Origin of the sequence: Streptosporangium sp. NPDC006930 (assembly GCF_040635605.1) — a bacterium.
Lineage (GTDB): Bacteria > Actinomycetota > Actinomycetes > Streptosporangiales > Streptosporangiaceae > Streptosporangium.
In genome coordinates this window covers 1-12,792 of the sequence record NZ_JBEYID010000002.1, presented here as the reverse complement: position 1 = coordinate 12,792, position 12,792 = coordinate 1, and the positions used below count along the sequence as shown (strand labels likewise).

Sequence of the window (12,792 nt, the reverse complement as noted above, 5' to 3'; positions counted from 1 at the left end):
GGGGCACGGGCGGAAGGAGGGCCGCGTGCGGGAGATCCTGTCGTTCGCGCCAGGCGCACGGCGGTGAAACGAGAACCCCCGTCGGGGAACGCCGCTCGCAGCGGCTCGTTGATCCTCCCGGAGAAACACCGGGAATCAGCGAACGGTTGTAAGCCGTACAGGCAGGTGGAACCCGGGACACGTGTCCGAATTGTGGCGACACGCTCGTTAAGAGCGCTCAGATAGTGGCGCCCCGGACGCTTACCGGATACGGTCCCACCGTGAGCCCCGTCCGCCGCTGTTCCCGCACCGCGTGCAGTCAGCCTGCCGTTTTCACGCTCACGTACGTCTACGCCGATTCGACCGCTGTTCTCGGGCCCTTGGCGACGTACGCCGAGCCGCACTGTTACGACCTGTGTGCCGAGCACGCCGAGCGGCTCACCGCCCCCCGAGGTTGGGAGGTGGTGCGCCTGCCGACCGATGGCGCGCCGCCGAGCACGGACGACCTGGAGGCCCTCGCGAACGCGGTCCGCGAGGCGGCCAGGCCCACGCCGAGTGGCGGCACCGAGCCGGTCGGCCAGGGGGTCGAGGTCGGCCGCCGAGGTCACCTGCGAGTGCTTCGCTCCGCCCAGCCCCAGCGCGACCGCTGACCCTACTAGGCTGGGGCACGAGACACGACGCAAGGGGTGGAGCTGGAGTGGGCGACCTCGCCAAGATCTTCAAGGCGTACGACGTCCGTGGCGTCGTGCCGGACGAGCTCGACGAGGAGACCGCAGAGGCGGTCGGCGCGGCCTTCGTGGAGGTGACCGGGGCGAAGACCGCCGTGGTGGCGTACGACATGCGCGAGTCGTCGGTGCCCCTGGCCGCGGCCTTCACCCGGGGGGCGACCTCGCGGGGGGCCGACGTGATCAACGCGGGCCTGGGCTCCACGGACCTGCTCTACTACGCGAGTGGCAGCCTCGGCCTGCCCGGGGTGATGTTCACCGCGAGCCACAACCCGGCCCGCTACAACGGCATGAAGATGTGCAGGGCGGGCGCCGTGCCGATCGGTGGCGCCACCGGGCTCGTCGAGATCCGCGAGCGGGCCGCCGCGATCCTTGCCTCGGGCACCCTCGGCGGCGAGGGGGGCGGGAAAATCTCCGAGCGCGATCTGCTGCGCGGCTACGCCGACCACCTGCGCACCCTGGTCGACCTGTCGGGCATCCGGCCGCTGCGGGTCGTGGTCGACGCGGGCAACGGGATGGGCGGGCACACGGTCCCGACGGTGTTCGAGGGGTTGCCCGTCGAGCTGACGTCCCTCTACTTCGAGCTCGACGGCACCTTCCCCAACCACGAGGCGAACCCCATCGAGCCCGACAACCTGCGCGACCTGCAGAAGGCCGTGCTCGACGTGGGCGCCGACATCGGGCTCGCCTTCGACGGGGACGCCGACCGCTGCTGGGTCGTCGACGAGCGCGGCGAGTCCGTCTCCCCGTCCACGATCACCGCGCTGGTCGCGGTCCGCGAGCTGGGCAGGCACCCCGGGGCCCCGATCATCCACAACCTGATCACCTCCAGGGGCGTTCCGGAGATCGTCGCCGAGCACGGCGGCCGTCCGGTCCGCACCCGCGTGGGTCACTCGTTCATCAAGGCCGAGATGGCCGCGACCGGCGCGGTCTTCGGCGGCGAGCACTCCGCCCACTACTACTTCAGGGACTTCTGGTTCGCCGACTCCGGCATGCTGGCCGCGCTGCACGTGCTGGCCGCGCTGGGCGAGCAGGAGAAGCCGCTCTCGGACATCCTCACCGCGTACACTCGCTACGCGGCCTCCGAGGAGATCAACAGCACGGTCGCCGACCAGGGTGCGGCGACGACGCGGGTCCGCGAGATCTTCGCCGCCCGTGAAGGCGTCACCTTCGACGAGCTGGACGGCCTGACCGTCTCCGGCCCCGGATGGTGGTTCAACCTCCGTCCTTCCAACACAGAGCCGCTGCTCAGGCTGAACGCCGAGGCGGCCGACGAGATTCAGATGGCAGCGATCAGGGACGAGGTCCTTGCTGTCGTGAGGAGCTGAACGAGTGAAGATCGACGACTGGCTGCTGGAGATCCTTGCCTGCCCCAACTGCAAGTCCCCCCTGAGGGCCGATCCCAAGGTGGACGAGCTGTCCTGCACCTCCGCCTCGTGCGGCCTGGTCTATCCGGTACGGGACGACATCCCGGTCCTGCTTGTCGACGAGGCCCGGAAGTCGTGAGCTGGGAGCCCGATCGGCTCGACGACCAGAAATGGCTGATCGAGGGCGACCCGGCTGGCATGTTACGGGCGGTGGCCGACTCGGCCGCGCAGGTCCGCACCTCCCGCAGGGCCGCCCTGGAGTCGGGCCTGTCCTCGCTCGCCGAGGACGGCAGGCCCCGGGCGGTCGTGGTCGCCGGTATGGGCGGTTCGGGCATCGCCGGTGACATCCTCGACGTGGTGTGCGGTCAAGGCGCCCCGCTGCCGATCGTGACCGTCAGGTCCTACCGGCTGCCCGGCTGGATCGGCGCGACCGACCTGGTGATCGCGGTGTCGCGTTCCGGCAGGACCGAGGAGACACTCGCGGTCGCCGCCGAGGCCGTACGCAGAGGCTGTCGCCTGCTCGCCGTCGGCGCGCCCGACTCGCCGCTCCACGCGATCGCCAGGCAGGCGGGAGCGCCGTTCGTTCCCGTCGCGGGCGGCGGGCAGGCGCGCGCCGCGGTGTGGGCGGCGTCGGTCCCGCTGATCGTCGCCGCCGCCCGGCTCGGCCTGGTCGAAGCCGGGGAGGAGGTGTTCGAGGAGGTGGCCACACGCCTTGAGGACCTCGCCCACCGCTGTCGCCCGGCGAGCGAGTCATTCATCAATCCGGGCAAGTCGCTCGCGATGGAGTTCGCCGAGACTGTGCCGATGATCTGGGGATCCTCCCCGCTGGCCGCCGTCGCGGCCCGCCGGTGGGCCGGTGCGCTCAATACGAACGGTAAATACCCGGCGATGTGCGGCGAGTTGCCCGGGGCCGGTCACGACCAGGTGGCCGTCCTCGACGGCCCGCTCGCCCAGCGGGACATCTTCGCCGACGAGAGCGGCAGGTCGCTCCGGCTGTTCGTGCTCCGCGACGTGGAGGAGCACCCCCGGGTCGTACGGCAGCGGGAGGCGTCGGTGCGGCTGGCGGAGGATCGCGGCGTCCCGGTCACGCAGATCGCCGCGGAGGGGAGGCATCCGCTGGAGCGGCTCGCGACATTGATCGCGCTCGGCGATTTCGCGAGTACGTACCTCGCGCTCGGGTACGGGATCGACCCGGCAACTGTGTCGGCCATCACAGGACTCAAGGCCAGGGTTTCGCAATAGGATCCCTTGTCTTGTTCTTTCCCGAACAACCAGCTGAGCGGAGGCTGCCGTGAGCGCGGGCGGCGGTACTAAGGCAATCATCGCGGCATTGGCGGCCAACCTGGCGATCGCCGTGGCCAAATTCGTGGCGTTTCTCTTCACGGGTTCGTCATCGATGATCGCCGAGTCGGTTCACTCGGTGGCCGACTCGGGCAATCAGGCGCTGCTGCTCCTGGGCGGTAAGCGCGCGCAGCGGGCGCGCACGCCCCAGCATCCCTTCGGATACGGCAGGGAGCGTTACTTCTACGCGTTCGTGGTGGCGGTGGTGCTGTTCACCATCGGCGCGGTGTTCTCCCTCTACGAGGGCTGGCACAAGATCCACGCTCCCGAGCCGCTCACGTCGCCCCAGTGGGCCTTCGGCGTGCTGATCTTCGCGATCATCGCTGAGGGGTTCTCGTTCAGGACGGCGATCATCGAGTCCAACCACGTCCGCGGGAAGCAGTCGTGGGTGCAGTTCATCCGCCGCTCCAAGTCGCCCGAGCTGCCGGTCATCGTGCTGGAGGACCTGGGCGCGCTGCTCGGCCTGATCTTCGCGCTCTTCGGCGTGACGATGGCCGTGGTGACCGGCAACCCCGTCTGGGACGGCATCGGCACCATCATGATCGGCGCCCTGCTCGCGGTGATCGCGGTGATCCTGGCGATCGAGACCAAGTCGCTGCTGATCGGCGAGAGCGCGGGGCCCGAGGTCGAGACCCGCATCGCGGACGCCCTGGAGAGCGCGCCCGAGGTGACCCGGGTCATCCACATGCGCACGCTCCACCTGGGCCCCGAGGAGATCCTGGTCGCCGCCAAGATCGCGGTGGACCACGACGACACGGCCGCCGAGGTGGCCCGCGGCATCGACGAGGCCGAGCAGCGCATCCGCGCTGCCGTTCCCGAGGCGCGCGTCATCTATCTGGAGCCCGATCTCGACAGGGCCGGCGTCGGCGACCGCGTCTGAGTCTCACCGGACGGTCCGGGGCCGCGACAGGCTCCGGACCCGGTGGGGGTCATCCGGGATTCGCGGTGTCACCGCTGGGTGCGGCGCTGGAGCAGGCGCAACGCCTTCTCCTTCTCGAAGTCCAGTGCCCTGCGAGGTGCCTGCAGGCGGCCGATCCGCAGCCCCAGGTCCCGTACGGCCTGCGCGACCGCGGGTTCGCTCAGTGTGCGCAGCGCGAAGGCGAGCTCGGCGGGGGAGATGTCGAACCGTTTCTCCAGTTCGACGCTCTGGGCGACGGCCGAGAGCTCTTCCGGGCCGAACCGCCGGTGCGCGCCCCGGTCCCTGATCGGGGGGAGGAGTCCGAGTGCCTCGCGGTAGCGGAGCATCCGGGGAGACATGCCCAGCTTTCTGGCGGCCTCGGTGATCCGCATGGTGACCTCTTTCCAGCGATTTCCCGGAAAAGCTTACATTCTTGTGTCAGGTTACCCGCTCAGAGGGTGCGCGGAGCCCTTCTGGCCGCCTAAACTCCCAGACATCGACTGTTCCGATGGAACGGCGAGCCCGGCCCCAGAGCGAAGCACGATCGCGAGACGAGCGCGACGGGCGAGGGTGTGAGGCGAACGCCGCCCATCAACCAGAGGGGTAACCACATGGACTTCAAGGTCGCCGACCTTTCTCTCGCGGCCTTCGGCCGCAGGGAGATCCAGCTCGCCGAGCACGAGATGCCGGGCCTGATGGCCATCCGCAAGGAATACGCCGCGGCCCAGCCGCTGGCCGGTGCGAAGATCATGGGCTCGCTGCACATGACCATCCAGACCGCCGTGCTCATCGAGACCCTGGTCGCGCTCGGCGCCGAGGTCCGCTGGGTGAGCTGCAACATCTTCTCCACCCAGGACCACGCCGCCGCCGCCGTGGTCGTCGGCCCCGAGGGCACCCTGGAGAACCCGCAGGGCGTCCCGGTCTTCGCCTGGAAGGGCGAGACCCTGGAGGAGTACTGGTGGTGCACCGAGCAGGCTCTGACGTGGCCCGGTGACGACGGTCCCAACATGATCCTCGACGACGGCGGCGACGCCACCCTGCTCGTCCACAGGGGGGCCGAGTACGAGAAGGCCGGTGCCGTTCCCAGCGCCGACGAGAACGACTCCGAGGAGTGGAGCGTCATCCTCGACCTGCTCCGCCGCACGGTCACCGACGAGAAGCGCTGGACCAAGGTCGCCTCGCGCATCAAGGGCGTCACCGAGGAGACCACCACCGGGGTGCACCGCCTGTACGAGATGTTCAGGAACGGCACGCTGCTCTTCCCGGCGATCAACGTCAACGACTCGGTGACCAAGTCCAAGTTCGACAACAAGTACGGCTGCCGCCACTCGGTGATCGACGGCCTCAACCGCGCCACCGACGTGCTGATCGGCGGCAAGGTGGCGGTCGTCGCCGGATACGGCGACGTCGGCAAGGGCTGCGCCGACGCGCTCAAGGGCCAGGGCGCCCGCGTCATCATCACCGAGATCGACCCGATCTGCGCACTGCAGGCCGCGATGGACGGCTTCCAGGTCACCACCCTGGAGGAGGTCGTCGGCATCGCCGACATCTTCGTCACGACGACCGGTAACTTCGACATCATCACGGCCGACCACATGTCCCGGATGAAGCACAACGCGATCGTGTCCAACATCGGTCACTTCGACAACGAGATCGACATGACCGGCCTGGCCCGGATCCCCGGCATCGAGAAGACCGAGGTCAAGCCGCAGGTCCACACCTGGCGCTTCCCCGACGGCAAGCAGATCATCGTGCTCGCCGAGGGCCGTCTGATGAACCTGGGCTGCGCCACCGGCCACCCCTCGTTCGTCATGTCCAACTCCTTCACCAACCAGGTGATCGCGCAGATCGAGCTGTTCACCAAGACCGACGACTACCCGGTCGGCGTCTACGTGCTGCCCAAGCACCTGGACGAGAAGGTCGCCCGCCTCCACCTCGACGCCCTGGGCGTGAAGCTCACCGCGCTCACCAAGGCCCAGGCCGAATACATCGGCGTGGACGTCGATGGCCCCTACAAGTCCGACCACTACCGTTACTGATACCCGCGGTCGGGTTTCACCGGGCCCCCGCGACTTCGCGGGGGCCTTCCGGCGATTCCGGGGTTCGGGTAGATCTGGGGAGACACGTGGACAGCGCTGAGCGCGCCCTGGTGGCCGCGGGGGAGTTGAGGATCGGGTGGGCGGCGCGGGCGATGCCCGTGCTCACCGCCCTCGGCGAGCGGTTCGCCGCGGAGCGGCCCTTCGACGGGCTGCGGATCGCCGCGTGCCTGCACGTCACCGCCGAGACCGCCGTGCTCATGGGCACCCTCAAGGCGGGCGGGGCCGAGATCGCCCTGGCCGCGTCGAACCCCCTGTCCACCCAGGACGACGTCGCCGAGGCGCTCCGTGACTACGGCGTCGTCGTGCACGCGCGGGCCGGGGTGACCATGGACGCCTACTACCGCCACATCCACCAGGCGCTCGACATCGTGCCGGACATCGTCCTGGACGACGGCTGTGACCTCGTCAACATCCTGCACACCGAGCGGACCGAACTGCTGGAGACGGTCTCCGGGGGGTGTGAGGAGACCACCACCGGGATCATCAGGCTCCGGCGGATGGCCGCGGAGAAGGCGCTCAGGTTTCCCGTGGTGGCGGTCAACGACACGCGGACCAAGCGGATGTTCGACAACCGCTACGGCACCGGTCAGTCGACCATCGACGGGATCATGCGCGCCACGAACACCCTGCTCGCGGGCAAGACCGTGGTGGTCGCCGGGTTCGGTTACTGCGGCAGGGGCGTCGCCGAGCGGGCGAGGGGTTTGGGGGCGCGGGTCGTGGTGACCGAGATCGACCCGGTCAAGGCACTGGACGCCTTACTGCAGGGCTACGACGTACGGTCGATGGCGGCCGCGGCCCGCGCGGGGGACGTGTTCGTCACGGTCACCGGCAACCGCGACGTGATCAGGGGTGAGCACCTGGCGGAGATGAAGGACGGGGCGATCCTGGCCAACGCCGGGCACTTCGACGTCGAGATCGACGTCCGTGCCCTGGACGACCTGGCGCACGCCGTCCACCGGGGGGTCCGCCCCAACACCGACGAGTACGTGCTCGCCGACGGCCGCAGGCTCCTGCTGCTCGCCGAGGGCCGCCTGGTGAACCTCACCGCCGCCGAGGGGCATCCCGCCGCCGTCATGGACATGTCCTTCTCCGCGCAGGTGCTCTCGGTGGCGTGGCTGGTCCGCGAGCGGGCGCGGCTGGAGCCGGGGGTCTACGACGTGCCGGGAGAGGTCGACGTGGAGGTGGCGCGGCTCAAGCTGGCCGCGGCCGGGATCGAGATGGACGATCTCACCGTTGACCAGGAGGAATACCTCCACTCGTGGCGGCTCGGTTCCTGACATCCTCTCCGTCGGTCACAGAGGGGATACGCCGCGCACGCGGCCTCGGCCCGGGGAGAAAGGTCCTCCTCATGATGACTTCTCCGGCTTGTTGCCGTACTGGGCGATCAGTTCGCTCGCCTCGCGCAGGATCGCGGCCTGCTGCTCGCGGCGCTTGCGGCGCCGGGAAAGCAGCGTCCGGACGACGAGGAAGGCGAGAACGAGGAGGACGAGGAAGACGATTTGCGGCCACGGCAACGCCCAGAGTGAGGTGTCGACCGTGGTCTGCTGGGCGGCGACGCCCTGGATCGACTCACCCACGACGGTGGGGGTCGCCACGACCTGTGAGGTGATCGGTCCCAGCGGCCAGACGCCGGTCACCTGTACGGTGAACTCGCGGCTGCCGCCCGGCATGACCTCCCTGGTCTTGGCGTCGGAGGTGTCCTTCCATCCGCTTTCGCCCACGAATCCGGAGGTCCGGACATTCGTGTCCGCGGCCACCCGGACATTGCCTTCGTTGGTGACGGTGTAGGTCATGTCGATGGACCCCGAGGAGAAGGGGTTCCACGAGCCGCTGTACTCGGCCCGCAGACCGGTCACGGCGACCTTGGCCACGTAGTCGCCGCTCACGCGGAGGTTCATCCGAACGCCCACCCGGTTCTGGACCCTGACCTGGCCGGAGATCGTGTCCACGGACGCCGTGACCCCCGCGGGGTGATCACCCGGTGTCGCGTTCTTCGGCACCGAGATCTTGACCGGCACGACGGCGGTGCCACCGGCGGGAATCGTCACCCGCTCGGGAATCTTGATCCATGCCCCGCCGTCGGTCGGCGTGGCGTCCGAGGGCCGCATGTCGAACAACCCCTTGGCGGTCAGGTAGCCGTCGTTGGCGTCGATCGCGAAGGCGACCTCCTTGGTGGAGCGATTGATGACCGCGATGTGCTCGGTCACCTCCTGCCCGCCGGCGAGCTCGACGTCGATGGCGCTGCGGCCGTCGGGGCCCTTGGCGTCGGCCGGCGCGACCGACCAGGTGATGTCCCCCGGGCCGGCGGCGGCGGCCGGGAGGGCGAATCCTGTCAGAGTGGTCGCGCCGACAGCGCAGAGGGCGGAGAAGAGGGCGAGTGCCCTCCGCGAACTGCTCGTGAACAACGGTGGTATCTCCTGTTTCATGGTGAACATCCGGGACGTGTGCGTTAGGTTCGCACACGTCCCGGACACGCACAGCGGGGGGTGGCGTTCTGCCCCGCCATTGGCTCAGGACCGGTTGAACAAGATGGCGTTCACTGGTCGGCGTCGGGATCGGCTCAGCCGCAGCTGAGCGTGTTGTAGGTGGTGTCGTAGGTGGAGGTGGCCGGCTGGCCGTTGACGGTCGCGGCTCCCGTGACGGTCACGGTGCCGGCGGCGAGTTGCCCGGTCCGGGTGTTGAAGGACTGGTAGGCCTGCTTGCCCGGGGCGACGTCGGCGACGGTCTTGGAGCCGTAGGGGGTCGACAGGGTGATGGTGGCGGGTACGGTGCCGTTGTTGACGGCCGTGACCGCCAGGTGCGCCGTCGTGCCCACGCAACGAGACTCCGCCGTCACGGTGAGCGGGAGGGTCGGGGCGACCGGCACCTCGACGGCCTTGATCTCCTCGACGTTCCCGGCCTTGTCGACGGCGCGGTACCGCACCTCGTGCCGCCCCTGCCCCGAGACGATGACCGTCCCGGTGTACGTCGTCCAGGCGCCGCCGTCCAGGGAGTGCTCGATCTTCTCCACACCGGACGTCTCGTCCGTCGCGGAGAGGGTGACCGGCACGCCGCCGTTGTCCTGCGAACCGACCGTCGAGGTCGTCGTGGGCGCCGTCGCGTCCACCTTGACGGTGAGCGTCATGGTCGCCTCGACGTTGCCCTCCTTGTCGACGGAGCGGTAGGCCAGCGTGTGCGAGCCGTCGCCGGTGATGGTGATCGGCGCGGTGTACGTGGTCCAGGCGCCGCCGTCGAGCTGGTACTCGGTACGGTCGACCTTCTTCCCGTCCTTCCCGGGGGTCGCGGACAGCGTCACCGACACCGGGCCGGTGAACCAGCCTCCGGCCGGCTGGGCCGGGGTGACCGTCGCGGTCGTCACCGGCGCCTTGTTGGTGACCTTCACGGTCTGCTTGCCGTAGTTCGCGCCGTTGCCTTCCGGCTTGTAGTTCCTCTCGACGTTGCCGGCGATGTCGACGGAGAACCAGGACACCTCGGTGGTCTTGTCGACCGTGATCTTCTGGGCCGCCTCACGCATGCCCGCCGCCCGCAGCTTGGGCGAGTCGAACGTCGGCCGCGTGCCGTCCAGCGTGTAGTACACGTTGGCGGGCTCGTTCACCTCGAAGGTGAACGTGGTGGAGCCTTCGGTTCGATCGGTGATCTTCAGGCTGGAGGTGGGGCGCTTCTGGTCGTCGGCGAAGGCGCGGGCGACCTCCAGGATGGCGATCTGACCGTTGGCGAACTCCATCGCCTCCTGGTGACCCTCGCTGAAGGGCGGCTGGAAACCGACCGCGGTGAACCGCTTGGTGGCCGGGTCGTAGATGTCGGCTCCGACCTCGAAGTCCCAGCCGATGATGCCCCGGTTGTACCAGTGCTCGTCGGCGCTGTTGCCGGCCGCCGAGTAGAGGACGTCGGTGACGGGACCGGTGCGGCCCGGCCAGATCGCCGTGCCACGGTGGGTCTGCACCGCGGACAGGATGTGGTCGGAAGCGGACCAGAAGTAGTTCTCGGTACCGAAGTCGACCCGCGGCAGCACCTCGCGTCCGGCGGTCTTGTAGGCGCCGGGAGGCCACATGAAGTAGCCGCCGTAGGAGTGCGTGTTCATCGCGAACTTGATGTTCGGGTACTCGTTGGTGAGCCACACCTCGTTGCGGGCCTCCGGCTCCGAGAGCTTGGAGGGGCCGGCGTAGGTGTCGCTGGTGCAGGTCGCCGAGGCGCCGTTGTACCCGTCGGAGAAGGCGCCGACCGAGAAGTTGCGGTTCAGGTCGACCCCCCAGGCGTTGCGGTTCGCGGGGTCGGACGCGTTGACGGCGCAGTGGTTGGTCATGTTCCTGCGCTGCATGTTGTAGTCGTACATCGAGTAGTGCGAACCGTCGGGGTTGGTGGTCGGCAGCACGAAGATGTCGAGGTCGTCCACGAGCTTCTTGGTCTCCCTGTCCTGCGCGTAGTTGCGCAGCAGCCGCTCGGCGGCCTCCAGACAGGTGATCGGGGTGACCCACTCACGAGCGTGCTCCTGGCAGTAGAGGAACACGCCGGTCTTGGAACGGTCCCGCTTCTTGCCGATGCGAAGGACCTTCATCTGGAAGGGGTCGCGTGACACGCTCGCCGGCGCCTTGAGGAAGTCGGTGAGCCGTACGGCCGCCGCGGCGGTCACCACGCCCGCGCCCGCGTTGCCGCGGTAGGTGCTCGCCGTCACCAGAGCGGACGCCGCAGGGGCGGCGTTGACGGCGTCCACCACCTGCTTGGCGGTGCTGGTGATCGCTCCGGAGGCGTTCGTGGCCAGGTTGACCACGATGTCCTTGCCGCTGACCGCGACCGAGAGCGGGGAGTCCGCGGTGTTCGGGTTGACGAGCGCCGCGGTGATGTCGTTGCCGCCCTCGTGGCCGTAGCTCTTGGAGCTCAGGTAGACGATGGAGGCCGAGCCCGTGCCGAACTGCGCCTGGGCGAGGCGGCGGTAGCCGTTCGTCTTGTACGGCAGATCGACGATCTCCGAGATCTTCGGGAACTCACCGGCGAGACCGACGATCCGATCGGTGATCTCGGTCGGGTCCATGTAGCGGTCGACGAAGTCGGAGACGTAGTGCGGCTTCGGTGCCTTGCGTGCGGCACCCAGCCACTTGGTCACCTTCGCCGTCACCGAACCGCCGCGGTTGCTGGTGACCGTGACCTTGGACGGCTCCTGGTCGATCGCGAGCGGCGAGGTGAACCGGTGGTACATGTACTGGCCGGCGTCGGTGAAGCGGGACATCGTCGCGGTGCCGCCCGAGTCGGGGGCGGTGTTCTTGCCGCTGTCCCAGGTGGTGGTGAGGACGGTCTGCGCGTCGGTCGCGCTCGACTTCACCTCGACCGACAGGAAGCGCTGCTTGTCCACACTGGTGAACCACTCCGCGCGCAGGACCGTGAGAGTGTCCTCCGCGGCCTCGGCCGCGGCGCTCTTGGCGAGAGCCTTGGACCGCTCGACCTTGTTGGCGGCGAAGTCGCTCTCGTCGGAGATGGCGCCACGAAGATCGAAGCCCTGGTCCCTGAGGCTGTCGGCCTCCTCGGGGCTGAGGACGGCGTGCACCTCGATGCCGTCGTCCAGGGGCTTCTTGTATTCGGCCAGGTCCACCCCCATGTCGGTCAGCCGGTCCACGTCGGACTGGTCGGGCACGACGATCCTGATCAGGGCGACGCCGTTCTGCTCGGTGGCGGGCAGCCGGTCAGGGGCGACGTCGCTCACCGGCGGGCCCGGATCGGCGAGCACCGGGAGCGAGCCGACAGTGATCGCTATGGGTAATGCGAGCAGGACGATGGAACGTCGAACTCGTCTGCTGTAGGCAGCGCCTCTCACTGATCCTCCATCTGCGTGCTGCCAGGTAGGGGGTCGGCCTGGCGGGACGCACGCAAGTCGAAGGCAGTCTTTTGCAACGTTCCGTTTTCCGTCAAGCGGTCATATAGCCCGATTTTGGACTTTTAGATAACGGTATGGTTTCTAAGGATTTTTCGGTATATAGCGCCCTAAGGCCCTGCCCGTGGTGCCGTACGAACCCCCGTGAACAGGGGGATCGAACGGTCAGGTGTCAGGGAAGGCGGTGGCGCCGGTGGAACCCGGGAGTTCCACCGGCGCCGAGTTGCGGCACGCCCGTCCAGCGGTGTCGTACGTGCCGGAAGGAAGGCCGGCAGGTATCGCGTCGGTCGTCGTCGGTCGTCATGTGATGGTGTGCCGGCGGGTGTGGGAGCAGGTGCCGGATTCCCCTCTCATGACTCGTCACGACTTGTCACGACAATGGACGTGGTCTCGCCACAGCGGGCGGAAACGTGCTACCCGTTGGCTCAGGACTGGTTGAACAGTGAGAGCGTGAGGGTGGAGTTGTACTCGCCGGCGGTGACGTCGACGGGGGTGCGCAGGGCGAGGTCGGCGTTGACCT

General features: G+C 68.6%; 10 protein-coding genes. 7 read left to right on the top strand and 3 right to left on the bottom strand.

Annotated features, from left to right (window positions below):
• Window positions 1-260 precede the first annotated feature (260 nt).
• From ABZ664_RS03415 to ABZ664_RS03395, 5 genes are read left to right on the top strand one after another with little or no spacing between them, the layout of a single operon-like run.
• Window positions 261-629 carry a DUF3499 domain-containing protein gene (locus ABZ664_RS03415; protein WP_350946476.1) on the top strand — a complete coding sequence of 123 codons (369 nt, stop codon included), beginning with the start codon at window positions 261-263 and terminating at the stop codon, window positions 627-629.
• Window positions 630-676: 47 nt separating this feature from the next.
• Entirely contained in the window at window positions 677-2,032 is a 1,356-nt protein-coding gene (locus tag ABZ664_RS03410; RefSeq protein ID WP_362502302.1) for a phosphomannomutase/phosphoglucomutase, read from the top strand.
• A gap of 4 nt (window positions 2,033-2,036) precedes the next feature.
• A complete protein-coding gene (locus ABZ664_RS03405; protein WP_350946478.1) occupies window positions 2,037-2,210 on the top strand; it encodes a Trm112 family protein in 174 nt (57 codons plus the stop codon).
• Complete coding sequence (locus tag ABZ664_RS03400) at window positions 2,207-3,313, top strand: SIS domain-containing protein (RefSeq protein ID WP_362502298.1); 1,107 nt, start codon at window positions 2,207-2,209, stop codon at window positions 3,311-3,313. The genes ABZ664_RS03405 and ABZ664_RS03400 overlap by 4 nt, the downstream gene beginning before the upstream one ends.
• A gap of 49 nt (window positions 3,314-3,362) precedes the next feature.
• Window positions 3,363-4,292 (top strand): cation diffusion facilitator family transporter, encoded by a 930-nt coding sequence (locus tag ABZ664_RS03395; protein ID WP_362502295.1) that lies wholly within the window; start codon window positions 3,363-3,365, stop codon window positions 4,290-4,292.
• 68 nt (window positions 4,293-4,360) lie between these two features.
• On the opposite strand, the gene ABZ664_RS03390 is transcribed toward ABZ664_RS03395, so the two are convergent.
• The gene (locus tag ABZ664_RS03390; protein ID WP_362502292.1) at window positions 4,361-4,702 is read right to left on the bottom strand and encodes a MerR family transcriptional regulator; all 342 of its coding nucleotides are present in this window, start codon (window positions 4,700-4,702) and stop codon (window positions 4,361-4,363) included.
• Between the two features lie 219 nt (window positions 4,703-4,921).
• Here ABZ664_RS03390 and ahcY point away from each other — a divergent pair, with 219 nt between their 5' ends.
• Window positions 4,922-6,349 (top strand): adenosylhomocysteinase, encoded by a 1,428-nt coding sequence (ahcY, locus tag ABZ664_RS03385; RefSeq protein WP_362502289.1) that lies wholly within the window; start codon window positions 4,922-4,924, stop codon window positions 6,347-6,349.
• Window positions 6,350-6,435: 86 nt separating this feature from the next.
• Window positions 6,436-7,686: an adenosylhomocysteinase gene (locus ABZ664_RS03380; RefSeq protein ID WP_362502286.1), complete on the top strand. Its 1,251-nt coding sequence runs from the start codon at window positions 6,436-6,438 to the stop codon at window positions 7,684-7,686.
• Between the two features lie 69 nt (window positions 7,687-7,755).
• On the opposite strand, the gene ABZ664_RS03375 is transcribed toward ABZ664_RS03380, so the two are convergent.
• On the bottom strand, window positions 7,756-8,814 hold the full coding sequence (locus ABZ664_RS03375; RefSeq protein WP_362502283.1) for a DUF916 domain-containing protein: 1,059 nt from the start codon (window positions 8,812-8,814) through the stop codon (window positions 7,756-7,758).
• A gap of 155 nt (window positions 8,815-8,969) precedes the next feature.
• A complete protein-coding gene (locus ABZ664_RS03370) occupies window positions 8,970-12,215 on the bottom strand; it encodes a M14 family zinc carboxypeptidase (RefSeq protein ID WP_362502279.1) in 3,246 nt (1,081 codons plus the stop codon).
• Window positions 12,216-12,792 lie beyond the last annotated feature (577 nt).

Excerpts from the sequence above, each read along its gene's own strand:
- ahcY (WP_362502289.1), top strand. The coding sequence starts at position 4,922 with ATGGACTTCAAGGTCGCCGACCTTTCTCTCGCGGCCTTCGGCCGCAGG.
- ABZ664_RS03390 (WP_362502292.1), bottom strand. The coding sequence starts at position 4,702 with ATGCGGATCACCGAGGCCGCCAGAAAGCTGGGCATGTCTCCCCGGATG.